General features: G+C 62.9%; 14 protein-coding genes. 9 read left to right on the plus strand and 5 right to left on the minus strand.

Annotated elements, in window-relative coordinates:
* Positions 1 to 8: 8 nt before the first annotated feature.
* Complete coding sequence (locus tag JOE60_RS09395) at positions 9 to 1346, plus strand: hypothetical protein (RefSeq protein WP_167266462.1); 1338 nt, start codon at positions 9 to 11, stop codon at positions 1344 to 1346.
* Here the strand turns inward: JOE60_RS09395 and JOE60_RS18345 are convergent, their stop codons facing one another.
* From JOE60_RS18345 to rfbB, 3 genes are all read right to left on the minus strand, one after another.
* Positions 1347 to 3920 (minus strand): WecB/TagA/CpsF family glycosyltransferase, encoded by a 2574-nt coding sequence (locus tag JOE60_RS18345; protein WP_239528845.1) that lies wholly within the window; start codon positions 3918 to 3920, stop codon positions 1347 to 1349.
* 383 nt (positions 3921 to 4303) lie between these two features.
* On the minus strand, positions 4304 to 5737 hold the full coding sequence (locus tag JOE60_RS09410) for a sugar nucleotide-binding protein (RefSeq protein ID WP_167266459.1): 1434 nt from the start codon (positions 5735 to 5737) through the stop codon (positions 4304 to 4306).
* Positions 5738 to 5740: 3 nt separating this feature from the next.
* Positions 5741 to 6739, minus strand: coding sequence for a dTDP-glucose 4,6-dehydratase (gene rfbB / locus JOE60_RS09415; protein WP_167266454.1), 999 nt, complete (start codon positions 6737 to 6739; stop codon positions 5741 to 5743).
* A gap of 53 nt (positions 6740 to 6792) precedes the next feature.
* Here rfbB and rfbA point away from each other — a divergent pair, with 53 nt between their 5' ends.
* Complete coding sequence (gene rfbA / locus JOE60_RS09420; protein WP_167266450.1) at positions 6793 to 7659, plus strand: glucose-1-phosphate thymidylyltransferase RfbA; 867 nt, start codon at positions 6793 to 6795, stop codon at positions 7657 to 7659.
* A gap of 27 nt (positions 7660 to 7686) precedes the next feature.
* On the opposite strand, the gene JOE60_RS09425 is transcribed toward rfbA, so the two are convergent.
* Positions 7687 to 8619 carry an aldo/keto reductase gene (locus JOE60_RS09425; RefSeq protein WP_167266446.1) on the minus strand — a complete coding sequence of 311 codons (933 nt, stop codon included), beginning with the start codon at positions 8617 to 8619 and terminating at the stop codon, positions 7687 to 7689.
* 52 nt (positions 8620 to 8671) lie between these two features.
* Between JOE60_RS09425 and JOE60_RS09430 the strand changes: the two genes are divergently transcribed.
* Both JOE60_RS09430 and mshC read left to right on the plus strand, forming a co-directional pair.
* A complete protein-coding gene (locus tag JOE60_RS09430; RefSeq protein ID WP_167266442.1) occupies positions 8672 to 9505 on the plus strand; it encodes an undecaprenyl-diphosphate phosphatase in 834 nt (277 codons plus the stop codon).
* 15 nt (positions 9506 to 9520) lie between these two features.
* Positions 9521 to 10798, plus strand: coding sequence for a cysteine--1-D-myo-inosityl 2-amino-2-deoxy-alpha-D-glucopyranoside ligase (gene mshC / locus JOE60_RS09435; RefSeq protein WP_167266439.1), 1278 nt, complete (start codon positions 9521 to 9523; stop codon positions 10796 to 10798).
* A gap of 74 nt (positions 10799 to 10872) precedes the next feature.
* On the opposite strand, the gene JOE60_RS09440 is transcribed toward mshC, so the two are convergent.
* On the minus strand, positions 10873 to 11778 hold the full coding sequence (locus JOE60_RS09440) for a PAC2 family protein (RefSeq protein ID WP_167266435.1): 906 nt from the start codon (positions 11776 to 11778) through the stop codon (positions 10873 to 10875).
* Positions 11779 to 11901: 123 nt separating this feature from the next.
* On the opposite strand from JOE60_RS09440, the gene JOE60_RS09445 reads away from it, so the two are divergent.
* The 5 genes from JOE60_RS09445 (at position 11902) to dop (ending at position 18532) form a co-directional block, all read left to right on the plus strand.
* Positions 11902 to 12621 carry an HAD family hydrolase gene (locus JOE60_RS09445; protein WP_239528846.1) on the plus strand — a complete coding sequence of 240 codons (720 nt, stop codon included), beginning with the start codon at positions 11902 to 11904 and terminating at the stop codon, positions 12619 to 12621.
* Entirely contained in the window at positions 12622 to 13785 is a 1164-nt protein-coding gene (locus JOE60_RS09450) for a site-2 protease family protein (protein ID WP_167266427.1), read from the plus strand. It begins immediately after the preceding gene.
* A gap of 109 nt (positions 13786 to 13894) precedes the next feature.
* Positions 13895 to 14956, plus strand: coding sequence for a tRNA (adenine-N1)-methyltransferase (locus JOE60_RS09455; protein ID WP_167266423.1), 1062 nt, complete (start codon positions 13895 to 13897; stop codon positions 14954 to 14956).
* A 97-nt stretch (positions 14957 to 15053) separates the two neighbouring features.
* Complete coding sequence (arc, locus tag JOE60_RS09460; RefSeq protein ID WP_167266419.1) at positions 15054 to 16862, plus strand: proteasome ATPase; 1809 nt, start codon at positions 15054 to 15056, stop codon at positions 16860 to 16862.
* Positions 16863 to 16912: 50 nt separating this feature from the next.
* Entirely contained in the window at positions 16913 to 18532 is a 1620-nt protein-coding gene (dop, locus tag JOE60_RS09465) for a depupylase/deamidase Dop (RefSeq protein ID WP_204814997.1), read from the plus strand.
* The last annotated feature ends 31 nt before the right edge of the window (positions 18533 to 18563 follow it).

Below are 18563 nucleotides of genomic sequence, written 5' to 3' on the forward strand. Positions count from 1 at the left end.
AGTGACCCGTGAAATCGAAGACCCCTGCCATCCTCGCAGCCTCCACAGTGGCGGCAGCTGCCATGGCAATAGCCTTGGCCACCGGGGTTCCGCCACTCAACGCCGTTGCTCCCACACCGAAACCCGCCACGTCCACCTCAACCCCGGCGCCCCATGACGGAGTCACCGTGCGCCCCGTGGACGGCGGTCCGGACTACTACGCCAAGTTCACCAACGGCCTGCCAACGGACCCGTCGTACTTTCCCCTTGCCGTCTGGTTCGAAAGCGTCCTGGACAAAGGCAACATTGCGCTCGACACCGACGCAGCACTGAACACCTACGTGGAACTGACCGCCAACTCGGACCTGCAACTGGTCAAAGCCTCCGGTATGTACGCCATCCCCACCTTCGAATCCACCGATGCCTCAGGATTCGCACTCAGCGACGAAGTGGACATGTGGGCGGGGCCCGGCAGTACCCCCTGGACTGGCAGATACCCCGGGGAAGGGGCCCTTTGCGTCCCGGAAGAAAGCAAGTGCGGCTACACGGTCCAAAAGGAACGCCGTGCAGTGGCACCACAAGGGTCCATGCTCTACGCAAACTATGGCAAAGGTGTGGCCTTCTGGCTCTCTGACGAGGAATCCCAAGGCTTCTTCCGCAACACCCAGGACCTGGTCTCAGCCGACACCTACTGGTTCACCGACCCCAACATCTGCGCCAAGGGAGAAGGAGGGGCCCTCAACGGATACACCAGGGACCTGACCGAACCCGAATGCCGTCTGGCCGCCAACTACGGCTGGACAGTGTACCGCCTCAGGGGACTCCAGCCATCAGGACATGCCACCCCCATCTGGGCGTTCGTGGAAGCCGGACATCCCTTCAAGGATTCGCCAGGAGCCAGCACCATCACCGGACCCCAAATCCGTGCCGCAGTATGGAGCAGCCTCATCCACGGCGCACGGGGCGTCATCTACTTCAACCACAACTTCGGAGGCGACTGCATCTCCCAACACGTCCTGCGTGACTGCGGAACCCAGGTGCGGCCAACCGTCAAAGCCCTCAACCAGCAAATCACCACGCTCGCCCCCGTGCTCAACGCCCCCTTCCTCGACGGCGCCGTCACAGCCACCGGCCCGGTGGACATCACCACCAAAATCCACAACCACACCGTCTATCTCTTCGCCGGGGCGAACAAGTACACCGGAGGCACCGCAACCTTCACGCTCACCTGCGGCGGCAGCACCGCCGTCGTCATCGACGAAAACCGGACCATTCCCGTAGTGGATGGTCGGTTCACAGATACCTTCGCAGACGGAAACGCCGTCCACCTCTACCGTGTGGAGGGCGGCGACGGCTGCGGCCGCTGACTAGCGGCTGCTGTCATCGCGCTCCCACACCGGTTCAGCTTCCGGCCCACCACGCCGGAAGGAACGACGACGGCCTGCCGCCGCGAAGGCCAGGTACACCGCGGCGTCCACTGCCGAGAACGGCCCCCGGATGGACAAGACCACCTCACGAAGCGTCCGCAACGACGAACTGCCGCCCTTTGCGGAGTCCTGTTCCGCATTGCCCCTGTACGAACGGCGGAGAACAGCCACCAAGGCACCCCGGGTGCGGGGCGTCCTCACCACCACCGCATCCCCACCAGCCAACACCGCCTTCTCACACTCGGAAAACAAGTTGTCCACCAAATAGTCATCCCCGCTCAACTCCGGGAACACCCCCAACCGCTCATGGCCGGACCGGCTCAAAGCATAAACACCAGCCCCCCACAGCGCCCGGGACGTGGACGGCACCCTGCAACGCGCACGGTAATAGGAACGCACCAGCCACGAGGCACCACGGGTGTCGTACCGGAAAGCAGGGCGTGCAGCCAGCAAAGGACCATCCGCCAGGGACACGAGCGTCTGCCGCACCGCACCGGCACTGACCTCAATATCGGCGTCGAGATACAAACGGGGCCACAACCCCACAGCAGCATCGCCCGCGTTCAACGCCGCCGGCTTGGACGCAGCCCCCACATGCAGGCAACGAACACCCCTGTAGCCGGACACAATCTCTTCCGTGCGGTCAGTACAGCCATTGCAGGCCACCACCACTTCCACGGTTCCCCAGCCAACAACCTCCACCAACGAGTCCAGGGTTCGGCCAATAACCGACTCCTCATTGTGGGCAGGAATGATCACAGCCCCCACAGGGGGAGGCACCACAGGCAAGGTTGCCCCATACGGAACCGCACGCGGCAAAGCCCTCCGCCGCACAGGCCTCAATAAAGACCACACCGCTTCCCGATGCCCCGGATCAGCCGATCGCACCACCTCAGCCGCCAGCACAACTGACGCAAAAACCCCCACCGAGCCACGCCCGAAATACTTCGCCGCATACCTCACACGATTCACCGCCATCAACGCCGTCAACTGCGGCGACGACCCCGACCCCCCACGCTCATGCCACATCCGCGCCAACGGCTCAAACCACACAGCAAACCCGGCCTCCCGCACCCGCCGGCAAAAATCCGTCTCCTCCGAATACAGGAAAAACCGCTCATCCCAATCGCCAACCTCGCCCACCGCCCTGGCGTCAATCAACAACGCAGCCCCCGTAGCCCACTCCACCACGTGCGCATGACAGTAACTTTCAGCAGCAAAATCCATCTCCGACAACCACCCGGGCCTGCCCTGAAGCCGCCCACCGCACACCCCGTCCCCCAGCGCTCGCAGGATGCCCGGTTCCCGCCGCAGGGACGGGTAGACACTTCCGTCGTCGTCCAGCAGCACAGGGACCACCACGCCTGCCCCCGAGGCGGCCATTCTTCTGCGCAGTGCGCCTACCGCCCCTGCTTCCACCCGTAGGTCCGGATTGAGTATCAGGTAGGAACGCGCCGGTCCTGCAGCCTGCATGGCCCTATTGATCCCGCCGGCGTAACCGAGGTTCCCCCCGGTCCGCACAGCGATCACGTCAGTGTGCTTTCGCAGCTCGTCCAGGGTCCTGTTGTCCGGCGAATTGTCAGCCACCACCACCTTGATGGTTTGGCCAGCGGTCTCACCACGCAGCCCTGCCACCAAACCGTCAATGTCTTCGGCGTTGTTGTAGGTCACCACGATCACCGCCACGTCGGCTGTATCCGTCGCGGGTACAAAGCGGCCCGGTTCGGTGCCCGAGGCGGTACCCGGGACGTCACCCTCGGATGCCGGACGTGGGGCAGCGGCGGTTTCCACCGAGGCGGTGCTGTGGGTTCGCAGGGTCACGTACGCCCCGGGTCCTTCCACGATGTAGCGGCGAACCAAACGCCTGGGCTCCAGCATCAATCGCCACGCCCACTCCAGGCCGTGGGAACTGACCCAGCCGGGCGCCCTCCTGATCCTGCCGGCAAGGAAATCAACTGCGGCACCAAAGGCCAGCAGGACGCGGGCACCTGTCAGCTCTCCATATTCGGCAATCCACAGCTCCTGCCTCGGTTTGCCCAGCCCCACCACCAGGACATCGATGTGCCGGGCCGCCACGTCCGCTGCAAGCTGCAGGGAGGCATCCCTGTCCGTCAGCACAGGGCGTTCCGGAGACCACCATCCCGCCGTCACCAACCCAGGCCGCTCCTCGGAAAGCCTGCGGCGGAGTTGTTCCTGGGCTCCGGGCGATCCACCCAGGAAGCCCACGCGCAGCCCCCGACGCTCGAACTCATCCAGCAAGGGCCCCATGAGGTCGCTGCCTGCAAGCCGTGGCCAGGCGTGACCGGTCATCCGGGCTGCCTGCGCTGCCAGCGGCGCACCATCAATTAACGTCATCCATTCCAGGCCCGGAGGCTGATCCAGCACACCGGCCCAGCGGCTGCCGGCACCAAAATGACGGATGTGGTCGAGGTTGGCTGAACAGACAGCCAGCGGTTTCCCTTCGCCGTCCGAAGCCCTGGTGCAGATGCGTGCAATGGCGTCTTCCTGCTCCATCAGGGCCACCAGGGATCCGCCCAGCTGAACATGCTGATCCCCACTGGGTGCCGGCGGCGGTGGTGGAGGGAATCCTGGCCGCTGCACTGGCGGGGTGCCACGTGATGTCCGGTGACGAGGCACGCGGTGGGGCGCGGGGCGTTGACGGATCGCGGTCTTCGGCAGCAGCATTGGGGCTCTCCAGGCTCAGGGTCAACTCAGGTCAAGGCAGAGTGTCAGGTCAAGGCTCAGTGCACGCCTTGGCACAACAACCGGCGATCCGGGGCCGCTGCACTGCCTGGATCGCCGCGGACAGCTTGTCGCTGCCCTTACTGCATTTTCTTGAGTTGTCTCCCGGCCCTGCCTCTGAAGGGCTGCCGTAGGGTCACTTTATTCCTTTTGGATCACCGACGCCATGGTTCAAGGCCTGCAACATAGGTCTCCAAGCACTCCGTCATGGCCGGGGGCTGGAATCCAGTGGCTTGGATCTTTCGCAGGTCCAGGACACTGCTGCGTGGGCGTGGAGCTGTTGTTGGCCCACCATAGGCCGAACTGCTGATGGGGCTGATGTCGCCGGGATTGGCACCACAGAAGCGGTACACCTCGCGGGCAATATCGGCCCAGGAGCGCGGCTCCCCGGAACTGGTGATGTTGTAGGTTCCAAACGCTGCACCGGACTCCAGGAGATGCCTGATGCCCGCCGCGATGTCTTCCGTGAAGCTCAGCCGCCCCCATTGGTCAGCCACCACGGACGGAGCAGCGCCTTTGGAAGCAAGCCCGGCCATGGTCCGGACAAAATTGGCCCCGTCGCCCACAACCCAACTGGTGCGGACAACGTAGTGCCGCGGCACAACGGCTGCTGCAGCGTCGCCTGCAGCTTTGCTTTGGCCATAGACACCCAGTGGTGTGGGCTGCTCGTCCTCAGCGTGCACGTCCGCTGTTCCGTCAAAAACGTAGTCGCTGGAGATGTGCACCAGAGTCAGTGAATGGTCGACGGCGGCGCGCGCCAGCCGTGCGACGGCCGCTGCGTTAATGCGCCACGCGGCAGCCCGTCCCGACTCCGTCTCCGCAGCGTCAACGGCAGTGAAGGCAGCAGCGTTGATGACCGTGGAGTACCTCCGCCAGTCCAACGCCCCAAACGATGCCTCGGAGCCGACGTCGAACTGTGCCCGCCCGGCAAAGTCCACCGTGCTGGAGTCTGCGTAGACCTTCCTCAACGCGCGCCCCAGTTGACCGTCCGCACCCAACACCAGGGTGCGTCCGCCGAGGCTCTCCCTGCCCGGAACCGGCTTGACCCCAGGGAGGCGGGGATGGTCAATGTCCTGCCGCGAAACCGTGGCCCGGTCCAGGGGGATTGGCCAAGGTATTGCTGCGCCCTCATCGGCCAGGTTCAGGAACGTGTAATCCTTTTGGGCCTCGGCGCTCCAGTGGCTGTTGACCAGGTAGGTGTACGCCGTATTCTCTTCGAGCGTCTGGAAGGCGTTGCCTACGCCGCTGGGCACAAATATCGCCTGGCCCGGCGTCAGTTCGGCGCAGAAGGTCTGCCCAAAGCCGGGGCCCTGGCGCAGATCCACCCAAGCACCGAAGATCCGCCCGGTGGCCAGGGAAATGAACTTATCCCAGGGCTCGGCGTGGATGCCTCTGGTGGTGCCGCGGGCAGCATTGAACGAGATGTTGTTTTGAACGGGGCCAAAGTCCGGCAAACCCGCGTCCATCATCTTCTGCCGGTGCCAGTTCTCCTTGAACCAACCACGCTGGTCGCCGTGGACCGGCAGCTCGAAGAGCAGCAGGCCGGGAATGGAGGTGGTGCGTGAGCTGAGCGCGGGTGCAGGTTCCATGGATCAGTGGCCTTGGCCGGCGTACTTGGTTTCCGTGGCCGTCTTGTGCGGACGCCACCACGCTTCGTTGTCCCTGTACCACTGGACTGTGTCAGCCAATCCGGCGTCGAAATCCCGGAAACCAGGCGTCCAGCCCAACTCACGACGCAATTTCCCGGAGTCAATCGCGTAGCGCAGATCATGGCCCGGGCGGTCCCCGACCGTGTCGAAAGCTCCGGGGGGTTGGCCGGCGAGCGCCAGGAGCCTTTCCACGACGTCGCGGTTGGACCGTTCGCCGTCCGCCCCAATAAGGTAGGTTTCCCCGATCCGTCCACGCTCCAGGATGGCCACCACCGCAGATGAATGATCCTCAACATGGATCCAGTCGCGCACGTTTCGCCCGGAACCGTAGAGGCGGGGGCGCCTGCCATCCAGGATGTTGGTGATTTGCCGGGGGATGAACTTCTCCACGTGTTGGTAAGGGCCGTAGTTGTTGGAGCAGTTGCTGATGGTGGCTCGCAGCCCGAAGGACCGGACCCAGGCCCGGACCAACAGGTCCGATCCCGCCTTGGTGGCCGAATAGGGGCTGGTTGGCCGGTAAGGAGTGTCTTCGGTAAACCGCGCGGGATCGTCCAGGTCCAGATCACCGTAAACCTCGTCAGTGGAGATGTGGTGAAACCGGGTGTCATGTTTCCGGGCGGCTTCAATCAAGGTAAAAGTCCCCATGAGGTTGGTATCCAGAAAAGGCCGCGGCTCATCCAAGGAGTTGTCATTATGGGACTCCGCGGCGAAATGGACCACCGTATCCACTGAGGCCACTAATGCCTCCACAAGGGCGGCATCACAGATGTCACCATGGATGAATTCACAGCGGTGGCCGGGCAGGCCATTGAGCGATTCCCGGTTCCCGGCGTATGTCAATTTGTCCAGCACCGTGACATGCAGGCGGGTGTGCTCCATGATGAAGTGGACAAAGTTGCATCCGATGAATCCGGCCCCGCCGGTGACAAGGATTCTCTGCATGGCCCAAGAGTAGCCGTCCGCGGCTGGACTGGGCAGACAGGAGGACAGCAGATTTGCGGGGAATTATTCTTGCAGGTGGCACGGGCTCGCGGCTTCATCCGATCACGCTGGGAATCAGCAAACAATTGGTTCCCGTCTTCGACAAGCCCATGATCTATTACCCGCTGTGCACCCTGATGCTGGCCGGTATCAGGGACATCCTGGTGATCACCACCCCGGCAGATGCTGCCCAATTCCAACGTTTGCTGGGGGATGGCTCACAGTTCGGCATCAACCTCAGTTACGCCGAACAGCCCACTCCCGACGGCTTGGCGCAGGCTTTTATCCTGGGGGAGAAGCACATCGGGAACGGAAAAGTATCCCTGATCCTCGGCGACAATATTTTCAACGGCCCCGGGATGGGTAACCAATTCCGGAAATACGCGGACGTTGAAGGCGGTGCGATTTTTGGATATTGGGTAAAGGATCCGTCGGCCTACGGCGTGGTGGAATTCGACGACGACGGCATGGCCGTTTCCATTGAGGAGAAGCCACAGAATCCCAAGAGCAATTACGCCGTCCCGGGGTTGTACTTTTACGACAACGACGTAGTGGCCATGGCGAAGGCCCTGAAACCCTCCCCACGGGGGGAGTTGGAAATCACTGACATCAACCGTCTGTACATGGAACGCGGCACCTTGCACGTGCAGAAGTTTCCCCGGGGCACTGCGTGGCTGGACACAGGAACGTTCAGCGATCTCAACGATGCCTCCAACTACGTCCGGACCACCGAGAACCGGCAGGGCCTCAAAATCGGGGCTCCGGAAGAGGTGGCGTGGCGCATGGGGTATCTGACGGACGACGAACTGCGCCAACAAGCTGCCAAGGTGGCCAAGAGCGGGTACGGAACGTACCTTTTGGACATTCTGGACCGCCGCTAGAAGCCACATGCGTCAGACGGGCTTGGATCAGCCGGCCGAAACGTCTTCCAACGCCCGCGCTATCTCGGCAGGCAGGTCCGTGAGTTGTGAATCCAGCAACTCCTTGAGCTGGACCGCGTTCCGTGGACCGATCACGGCCGTGGCTACCCCCGGGCGGGACAGCAACCAACTCAATGACACGTCCATGGGGGAACGTCCCAAACCGCGCGCGGCCATTGCCACGGCTTCCACCACCCGCGAGGGCCTGGCTTCAAGGTAGGGCTCCACGTAGCCGGCCAAGCGGCCCTGGGCAGCCCTCGAGTCAGCCGGAATCTGGCCCCGGTACTTGCCGCTCAACACCCCGCGCCCCAACGGCGCCCAAGCCATCAGACCAAGTCCTGCATCTTCCACGGCAGGAATCAGTTCTGTTTCCGCGCTGCGCTGGACCAAGGAGTATTCGGATTGGTTTGCCACCAGGGTGAATCCCGCCACCGCGGCGGCTTTGGCCGTCTGCCAGCCGTTGAAGTTGGAGATGCCCACATAGCGGGCACGGCCACTCCTTTGGGCCAGCTCAAGGGCGGACAGGGTCTCATCAAGGGGTACATTCGGATCCCACTCGTGGGCAAACCACACATCGATGTAGTCCGTTCCCAACCTGGCCAGGCTGGCGTCCAGGGCGGACAACATAGCGCCCCGGGAGGCATTGACGCTCCGGCGGGAATCTGTGGACATCACTCCTGCCTTAGTGGAGATGACCACCTCGGAGCGGGCCACCACATCACCAAGCATGGAGCCCAGCATGGCTTCGGCGCGGCCTTGGCCATAGGAAGCAGCGGTATCAATGACGGTCCCGCCGCCGGCAATGAAGCCATGCAGGACCTCAGCCGCATCCTGTTCGTCGGTTTCCTGTGCCCAAGACATGGTTCCAAGGGACAAAGAGGAGACGCGGAACCCGCTGTTTCCGACATAACGCTGCTGCATAGCTGCTAGCTTACGGGCAGATTCCAGACTTCATGACGTAGGGTCTATTCACGTGAACTGGTTTGAAGCTGCTTTCCTGGGCCTTGTGCAGGGCCTGACCGAATTCCTCCCCATCTCCTCAAGTGCGCACCTGCGGATTGTCGGCTCATTCCTGCCGAACGCTTCCGATCCCGGTGCAGCATTCACTGCCATTACGCAGTTGGGAACGGAAACCGCCGTCATCGTCTACTTCTGGCGGGACATCGTGCGGATCGTCAAGGCGTGGATTGGATCGCTGGCGGGGAAGGTGGAGCGCAACGACCCCGACGCCCGAATGGGGTGGCTGGTCATCCTGGGCAGCTTGCCCATCATCGTGCTCGGCCTGCTCTTCCAGGACCAGATCGAATCGGTGCTGCGCAGTATGTGGATCGTCGCCACCATGTTGATCGTGTTCGGCATGATCCTGGCCGTTGCGGACGCCATCGGACGGCAGGAACGGGATCTCACCCAGCTGACCTATAAGCACGGCATCCTTTATGGGCTGGCGCAGGCCATGGCCTTGATTCCGGGAGTGTCCCGCTCCGGCGGCACCATTACGGCCGGCTTGCTGATGGGGTACACCCGTGAAGCCGCGGCACGCTACTCGTTCCTCCTGGCCATCCCGGCCGTGTTCGGCAGTGGGCTCTACCAGCTGTACAAGACCGTCTCCAATGAAGGACTGGCCGGACCCTACGGTTTGCCTGAGATCGCGTTGGCCACGGTCATCGCCTTCGTAGTGGGTTACGTCATCATTGGCTGGTTCCTGAAGTTCGTCTCAACCCGCAGCTACCGCCTCTTCGTCTGGTACCGGATCCTGCTGGGCCTCGCGCTGTATGTCCTGCTCGGTTTCGGTGTCATCAGTGCCTAGCACTAAGGTTGAGTCGTGAAATCGTGGACCTCCCGCCCTGTACCCGAACTGCCCGGCACCATGCCGACGCTCCGTCTCTTCGACACCGCTCTTGGGCGGGTGGTGGAGGTCCATGGGCAACCGGAACCGTCGATGTACGTGTGCGGCATAACCCCCTACGACGCAACCCATATGGGCCACGCCGCCAGCTACGTGGCGTTCGACCTCCTCAACCGTGCGTGGCGGGATGCCCACCTGCGCGTCTCCTACGTCCAGAATGTTACGGACGTGGATGATCCCCTCTTGGAACGCGCCACCGCCACCGGAGTGGACTGGCGGGAGCTGGCCCAAAGCCAGATCGACCTGTTCCACGGCGACATGGATGCCTTGAATGTCCTGGCGCCGGACCATTACATCGGTGCGGTGGAAGCCATTCCGGATATTGTCCCTGCCATTGAGCAACTGGTGGCAGACGGCGTGGCGTACCGCGTGAAGGGCGCCAACGGGGAACCCGACGGCGACGTCTACTTTGACGTCGAAGCGGCCGGTAAGAAGTCAGATGCCTCTGACGCCTGGAAGCTCGGCGACGTGTCGGGATTGGGCGAGACGGACATGCTTGAGCTGTTCGCTGAACGTGGCGGCGATCCTGCCAGGTCAGGCAAGCGCAATGCGTTGGACCCCCTGCTGTGGCGGGTGGCCCGCGACGGCGAACCCTCATGGCCCGGCGCGACCCTGGGTGCCGGCCGGCCCGGTTGGCACATCGAGTGCACCGTGATCGCCCAGAAGTATCTTCCCGCTCCGTTCACCGTCCAGGGTGGGGGATCGGATCTGGTATTCCCGCACCATGAAATGGGCGCCGGACACGCGTACTCCCTCTCTGGAGTTCCCTTGGCCCGCCACTATGCCCACGCAGGAATGGTGGGGCTTGACGGCGAAAAAATGAGCAAGTCCAAGGGCAACCTCGTGCTGGTCTCCAAGCTCCGGGCTGCGGGGGAGGAACCTGCTGCCATCCGCCTGGCCATCCTCGCCCACCACTACCGTTCTGATTGGTCCTGGACCGGGGAAGGCTTCGCTGAAGCAAAAACCCGCCTTCGCCAGTGGCGCTCAGCCTTGGATACTGCCCACGAGGGCTCGTCCCTGCCGCTGATTGAGGCCATGCGTGCTGAGCTCTCCGATGACCTGAACGCCCCAGGGGCTTTAGCCGCCGTGGATCGCTGGGCGGGCGAAGCGCAGAAGAACGACTCACCGGCTTCGGCCCAGGATGCCGCGCGTGTCCGCGATGCCATCAATGCTTTGCTTGGTGTGGAGCTCTAGAACCCGCGAAAACCCTTATGAACGAAGAATGGCCCTGACTGCGCGTCAGGGCCATTCTCTTATGGTGCGCAAGGCTACGGGCGCTCTTTTCCCCGCCTCTTCAAGTAGCGCTCAAACTCCCTGGCGATTGATTCCCCCGAGGCTTCGGGGAGATCCGCGGTGTCCTTGGCTTCCTCGAGCTGGCGCACATAGGCAGCGATTTCCGGGTCCTCCGTGGCCAACTCATCCACGCCACGCTCCCAGGCTTCCGACTCCTCGGCCAGGGGCAGGCTGTCCACCGGAACCTGGAGCAGGTCCTCGATTTTGTGCAGGATGGCCAGCTGGGCTTTGGGGGAGGGCGGCTGGGCAACGTAGTGGGGCACGGCGGCCCATAGCGAAACAGTGGGCAGACCTGCCAGCAGGGCAAATTCGCCCAACACGCCCACGATTCCCACTGGGCCCTCGTACTGGGAAGCTTCCAGGTTCAGCCGTTCCCGCAGCGGGCTGTCCTCCGTTGTGGTACTGACGGGAATCGGCCGGCTGTGAGGCACGTCTGCGAGCAAGGCGCCCACCAGAATCACGGAATCAACCTTCAAGGCTTCGGCGTGAACCAGCAATTCGGTGGTGTAGGCCCGCCACCTGTAGGACGGTTCCGTGCCCATGACCAGCACCACATCGACGTTGGTGCCGGGCACTGACGCCTTGTACATCCGCGTCGACGGCCATTTGACCTTCCGGACGCCGGACGATGTCCGCCGTACTGTTGGCCGGGTGAACTGGAAGTCGTAGTACTCCTCAGCATCCACCGTGGCCACTTTCTTGCCGTCCCACAGTTTGTTCAGGTAGTGCAGCGCGTCGCTTGCGGCTTCACCGGCGTCATTCCAGCCCTCGAAAGCCGCGATCATCACGGTCACCCGCTGACCCGCCGCTGGTTCCTTGAGGAAACGCTCGGGCTCCGCAGCACTGTCCTGTCCTTCGGGGATCCCTTCCACACTGTTCATCCACTCACCCTACGTCCAAGACCCTTTCCGATGCATGGCATTTCACGGCGGTGCGCCGCCGGTATTCGCCCACAGCGCAATGCGCGGACGGCTGCCGGTTCCGTTCCACGTAGACTTGAAGCCATGCATTCTTCACCCAGCCAGCCCTCCCTCAAAGCCGTGCTCTGGGATATGGATGGCACCCTTGTGGATACTGAGCCGTACTGGATCGCAGCTGAGCATGCCCTGGTGGAGTCCCATGGCGGCACGTGGTCCCACCAGCAAGCGATGCAGTTGGTGGGACAGTCACTGATGCACTCTGCCGGTGTCCTCCAAGAGGCCGGAGTGGACCTTGAGGCGCGCGAAATCGTCGACACCCTCAGCGCCCAGGTGATACAGCAGGTCCGCAGGGAGGTTCCGTGGCGGCCTGGTGCACGCGAGCTCCTGGAAGACCTTCACCAGGAAGGGATCCGCTGCGCCCTGGTCACCATGTCCGAAGGGCCCCTGGCGGGAGTTGTGGTGGAGAGCCTCGCCAAACCATTCTTTGAGTTCATGGTCACAGGTGACACCGTGACCCACGGCAAGCCGCACCCAGAGGCATATCTCACGGCTGTTGAGCGCCTCCGCGCGGATGACGACGAACTCACCATCCACCATTGCGTGGCCCTGGAAGACTCCATTCCTGGTGCCACCTCCGCAATGGCCTCCGGCGTCGTTACAGTGGGCGTCCCGCATCAAGTGCCCCTGCCTGAGGATCCCCGCTTGATCGAATGGGACACCTTGGTGGGACGGACCGCAGCGGACCTCAGGCGCTTGGTGGATCACCGTTTTGCTGCCAAAGAACTGCTTGAAGGGGCCAACTAGGTGACCAGCCCGTCCACTCCGCACCACGCCGTCGCCAAGAAAGAGGGCATTCCCCTCGGCAGGATCGCCGGCATCCCGGTATTTCTCGCTTATTCGTGGTTTGTCATCGCAGCCTTTACCGTGATCGCCTACGGCCCCGTCCTGTCCGGATACTTCCCCAAACTGGGGATCTGGGCCTATGTTGCCGCTTTTGCGATTGCGCTTTTACTGGCAATCTCCGTTCTGGTCCACGAACTCGCGCACGCCCTGAGCGCGCGCGCCTACAAGTGGCCCACGGAAAAGATCGTCCTGAATCTCTGGGGCGGGCACACCCAGTTTGAGAACTTCACCGCGACGCCGGGCCGCTCCGTGGTGGTGGCGCTGGCCGGCCCGGCGTCCAACTTCGTGATCGCCGGAGTCATGTGGCTGGTCCAGTCCACAGGAGCCCTGACCGGAATCTGGGGAGCTTTGGGGGACATCCTCATGCTGGCCAACCTGGTGATTGGCATCTTCAATGTCCTCCCCGGCATGCCGCTCGACGGCGGCCGGCTGGTTGAGTCTGCCGTCTGGAAAGCCACGGGAAGCCAGGACAAGGGCACTGTTGCCGCGGGCTGGTCCGGCCGCATCATCGCCGTCGCCTTGGTTCTCTGGCTGGTGGTACGGCCCCTGACCACCGGAGAACTGCCTGACCTGTTGTTCCTGAGCATTACGGTGCTGGTCTGCGGCTTCCTGTGGATGGGCGCGTCCAGCTCCATCCACCACGCAAAACTCCGCAGCCGGCTGTATCTGGTTACCGCCGCTGGACTGGCCGAACGCGCTGTGGGCATCCCCAACTCGGCTTCCGTGGCGGACGTCCTGGACATCGCCCCGGCCGGGAGTCCCGCCGTCGTGACCTGTGGTCCGGATGGCAAGCCGCAAGGCGTGGTTGACCATTCAGCTGTTGCCTCAGTCCCAGCCGCGGCTGCTGCCGGCACGCCTGTGGTGGCAGTCGCCCACGCACTGGCCGCTGGCGCCTATGTGCCCGAGTGGTCCAAAGGCCAAGAGCTGATCCAGTACCTTTCACGCCTGGAGGGTGGCGAATATGCGGTGGTGGACCACAATGGAACCGTCACCGGTCTGCTGCGGCAACAGGCCGTGGTGACTGCCATTACAGGCAAGGAACCCCGCAGGAACGGGCACGCCTGAGTCCATTGCCGGTAGAGTGACTGCCGGTGGTTTTACAGAACACCTTGAATTTTTGGCGCCCAGCCAGCAATACGTCGCGGTTATGCCGTACAGGAGCGAGGAACACCACATGAGCAGCGAAACCGCCGCCCACCAAGCAATCGACGGCAATGACCCGGCACAAACCCCGGCAGTCCAGCCGACCGGTGCAGCGCGCCGGCGTGGTCCGTTCCGTGTTGGCGAGCGGGTCCAGCTCACGGACGAACGCGGGCGGATGAACACCGTCACCTTGGAAGTGGGCGGCGCGTTCCACACTCACCGCGGCTTCCTCAACCATGATGAAATCATCGGCAAGGTTGATGGCTCAGTGGTCAGCAACAACGTGGGCCAGCAGTACCAGACCCTCCGCCCCTTGCTCTCGGACTTCGTTCTGTCCATGCCGCGAGGTGCCGCTGTGGTGTACCCGAAGGATGCCGGCCAGATCGTCACCATGGCCGATATCTTCCCTGGGGCACGTGTGGTGGAAGCAGGCGTGGGCTCCGGTGCTCTCTCCATCTCCCTGCTCCGTGCTGTGGGCGACGGCGGCTACCTCCACTCGTTCGAGCGCCGGGAAGAATTCGCGGACATCGCCCGCGGAAATGTGGAAACCATCTTCGGTGGCCCCCACCCGGCATGGCAGATCTCCCTGGGAGACTTCCAGGAGGAAGTGGTCAAGGCTGAAGCTCCAGGATCCGTTGACCGAGTGGTCCTGGACATGCTCGCTCCCTGGGAATGCCTTGATGCCGTGGCAACTGTCCTGGCACCCGGTGGAGTGTGGATCAACTACGTGGCAACGGTAACCCAGCTGTCCCGCACTGCCGAAGCGATCCGCGCTGACGGCCGGTTCACCGAGCCTGACGCGTGGGAATCCATGGTCCGCGGCTGGCACCTCGAAGGCCTGGCAGTCCGGCCGGACCACCGCATGGTGGCACACACCGGCTTCCTGCTGGTCACCCGCCGGCTGGCTGACGGCGTCACCGGCATTTCCGTCAAACGACGCCCCTCCAAGACCGAGTTCAGGGAAGAAGACCTCAACGCCTGGACCCCCGGTGCAGTGGGGGAGCGTGCCGTGTCGGACAAAAAGCTCAGGCGGGCCGCCCGTGACGCAATCGCTGGAACCAACGTTCAGGATGGTCCGTCAGTCACAAACTGACCAAGGTCACAATAGGGTCCGCATTCCGGATGTCATCCGGCACCCCGCGCTTTTCGGGACTAAGGTCTTGTTAAGCGCAGGAAGGGGCTGATGAATCGTGGATACGTCAAACAACGACCGTGGCCGGCAGATGCCGGACGAAGCACACGCTGCAGCAGGTGAGGCCGCACGCCGGGGGCTCGAGCCGGTACAACCACCGGAATCCACCAGTGAGGTAACTGTCGCTGAGCGGCAGATCAACATCCTCCGGGACAAGCTCCGCCACATCGACCGCCAGCTCGCCGCTGCCACCCAGAACAACGGCAAGCTGGTCAGCATGCTGGAGGCGGCCAAGGCAGAGATCCTTCGCCTCAAGGGCGCTTTGGAGCAGGAGGGCCAGCCGCCCTACAGCTTCGGGACCGTGATCCAAATCAATCCCCGCAGGCAAGCCACGGCCGGAAGTTCAGGCCAGGCAGCCACGGAAGAGTCAATCGACATCTTCAACTCCGGCCGCAAGATGCGGGTTGGCATCAGCCCCTTGGTTAACATCAACCAGTTGGCCGTTGGCCAGGAAGTCCTGTTGAACGAGGCCTTGCTGGTGGTGGCCGGCCTCGGCTACGAGCGGGCAGGCGAGCTGGTCACTCTCAAAGAGATGCTGGGCAAGGACCGGGCCCTGGTGGTGGGACGTGCCGATGAGGAACGGGTGGTCAGGCTTTCCGGCGCCTTGCAGGGTCTCCACCTGAAGGTTGGCGATGCCCTTTCGCTGGATTCCCGCACCGGCTACGTCCTGGAGAAAGTACCCCGCGCCGAGGTGGAGAACCTGGTCCTCGAAGAGGTTCCGGACATCACATACCAGGACATCGGTGGCCTGGGTCCCCAGATTGAACAGATCCGCGATGCCGTTGAACTGCCGTTCCTGCATCCGGGGTTGTACCGGGAGCACGGGCTCAAGGCCCCCAAGGGCATCCTGCTGTATGGCCCTCCGGGGTGTGGCAAGACGCTCATTGCCAAGGCCGTGGCAAATTCCCTGGCAGCACGCGCCGCGGAACGTGCCGGAAACACCGACCTCAAGAGTTACTTCCTGAATATCAAGGGTCCGGAACTCCTGGACAAGTACGTGGGCGAAACCGAGCGCCATATCCGGCTGATTTTCGCCCGTGCCCGCGAGAAAGCTTCGGACGGCAGCCCCGTGGTGGTGTTCTTTGACGAGATGGACTCGCTGTTCCGGACACGTGGAACAGGTGTCTCGTCCGACGTCGAGACCACCATCGTCCCGCAGCTCCTCAGCGAAATCGATGGTGTTGAGCGCCTGGACAACGTCATTGTGATCGGCGCCTCCAACCGCGAGGACATGATCGACCCCGCCATCCTGCGTCCTGGACGCTTGGACGTGAAGGTGAAGATCCAACGGCCGGACGCCGAGGCAGCCGCGGACATTTTCGCCAAGTACATCACCACTGACCTGCCGTTCCATTCGCAGGATCTGGCCGAATATGGCGGTGACGTTCAGGCGACTGTTGACGCCATGGTCCAGCGGACAGTCGAAGCCATGTACTCCACGGAGAAGTCCAACGAGTACCTGGAAGTCACCTATGCCAACGGTGACACCGAAATGCTCTACTTCAAGGATTTCAATTCCGGCGCTGTGGTCCAGAACGTGGTGGACCGCGCCAAGAAGTACGCCATCAAGGACCTTCTGACAACGCAACAGAAGGGCCTCAGGATCGATCACCTGCTGCGGGCAGTGGTGGACGAATTCCGTGAGCACGAGGACATGCCGAACACCACCAACCCTGATGACTGGGCACGGATTTCCGGTAAAAAGGGTGAGCGCATCACCTACATCCGGACCATCGTGCAGGGCAAGGCGGGCCAAGAACCCGGCAAGTCGATTGAAACCACCGCCAACACGGGCCAGTACCTGTGACAGCAAGGACCGAGGGAACACCCGCCGGGGCATTGCCTGTTGGTGGCGCCATGCGCGTCATGGGGTCGGAAACTGAATACGGGATCCATGCCCCTGCGGCACCCGGGGCCAACGCCACCATGATGTCCGCCAGGATCATCCAGGCCTATTCGGCCGTGACCAGGCAACGGGCAGCGGGTGGAGCGGAGACCCGTTGGGATTACACGGACGAGGAACCGCTCCACGATGCCCGGGGTTGGACCATGGACCGGGGCGCCGCGGACCCCAGCCAGCTTACGGACCAACCGCCTGTCCTCGACGCCGAGACAGTGGCCTTGGCATACGGGCGCCAAGAGTTGGAGCTCGATGGTGCCGATGAGTCGGGATCACTGTTGATGAACATGGTTTTGGGGAACGGCGCCCGGCTCTATGTGGACCACGCCCACCCCGAATATTCCAGCCCGGAGGTCACCAACCCACGGGACGCTGTGGCGTGGGATGCCGCGGGAGACCTGGTTGCCTTGGCAACCGTCCGCAAAGTCGCCGCGGACCCCACCCTTCCTGCCATCAACCTCTACAAGAACAACACTGACAACAAGTCGGTGTCCTACGGTTCACACGAGAACTACCTCATGCCCCGCAGTGTTCCGTTCGGGGATATCATCCGCGGGCTCACGCCGTTCTTTGTGTCCCGCCAAGTGATCTGTGGCGCAGGGCGCCTTGGACTCGGCCAGGACAGTTCCACGCCGGGGTTCCAGATCAGCCAGCGTGCGGATTTCTTTGAGGCCGAGGTTGGCCTGGAGACCACCATCCGCCGTCCCATCATCAACACCAGGGATGAACCCCACGCGACTGCTGACAAGTACCGTCGCCTTCACGTCATTATTGGGGATGCCAACCTGAGCCAGGTTTCCAACTACCTGAAATTCGGGACCACGGCCATGGTGCTGAGCCTTATCGAGGCGGGTGTGGCTCCGCGGATTGAGGTTCACGAACCCGTCCAGGGGCTGCAAACAGTCAGCCACGACCCAACACTGGCTGCGACTGTCAGGCTCATGGACGGGCGGCGGGTTACAGCCCTGAACCTGCAATGGATGTATTTTGAGGCAGCTGCGAAGCTCGCCCAGGAAACCGGGGTGGCAGACTCCGTCACCGGTGACGGCCACACGTACCAGGTACTGGCGCGTTGGGAGTCGACGCTGAACACTTTGGGAACGGACGTGCAGGCCGCAGCCTCGTCAGTGGAGTGGGTGGCAAAGAAGTCATTGTTGGACGGCTACCGGAACCGCGACGGGTTGGCTTGGGACGATGCCAGGCTTGGCCTGATCGATCTGCAGTGGGCGGACATCCGCCCCGAGAAGGGCCTCTACTACAAGCTGCTGTCCAGGGAGCGCATGCAGCGCATAGTCGATGACGCACAGATTGCCCGGGCAGTTGGCGAACCACCAACCGACACCCGTGCGTTCTTCCGCGGCCGCTGTGTGACGAGGTTCGGCAAGGACGTTGTGGGCGCCAGTTGGGATTCGGTGATCTTCGATGTTCCGGGGCTGGGGAAACTCCAGAGAGTTCCTACCCGCGAACCGCTCAGGGGTACGGAAACGTTAACGGGCGCATTGTTCGACCGGCATCAGGACGCGGGATCATTCCTGTCCGAATTGATGGGACAGAACCCCCCGCAAGCCAAGAACTGAGGGCCCTCCGGCACGCGGGTGTCGATGCTTG

It is taken from the genome of Paenarthrobacter ilicis, assembly GCF_016907545.1.
GTDB lineage: Bacteria > Actinomycetota > Actinomycetes > Actinomycetales > Micrococcaceae > Arthrobacter > Arthrobacter ilicis.

Bases quoted from the DNA above. Each gene is read 5' to 3' on its own strand.
- JOE60_RS18345 (WP_239528845.1), bottom strand. From the start codon at position 3,920: ATGGAGCAGGAAGACGCCATTGCACGCATCTGCACCAGGGCTTCGGAC.
- JOE60_RS09410 (WP_167266459.1), bottom strand. From the start codon at position 5,737: ATGGAACCTGCACCCGCGCTCAGCTCACGCACCACCTCCATTCCCGGC.
- rfbB (WP_167266454.1), bottom strand. From the start codon at position 6,739: ATGCAGAGAATCCTTGTCACCGGCGGGGCCGGATTCATCGGATGCAAC.
- JOE60_RS09425 (WP_167266446.1), bottom strand. From the start codon at position 8,619: ATGCAGCAGCGTTATGTCGGAAACAGCGGGTTCCGCGTCTCCTCTTTG.
- JOE60_RS09440 (WP_167266435.1), bottom strand. From the start codon at position 11,778: ATGAACAGTGTGGAAGGGATCCCCGAAGGACAGGACAGTGCTGCGGAG.
- JOE60_RS09445 (WP_239528846.1), top strand. From the start codon at position 11,902: ATGCATTCTTCACCCAGCCAGCCCTCCCTCAAAGCCGTGCTCTGGGAT.
- JOE60_RS09455 (WP_167266423.1), top strand. From the start codon at position 13,895: ATGAGCAGCGAAACCGCCGCCCACCAAGCAATCGACGGCAATGACCCG.
- dop (WP_204814997.1), top strand. From the start codon at position 16,913: ATGCGCGTCATGGGGTCGGAAACTGAATACGGGATCCATGCCCCTGCG.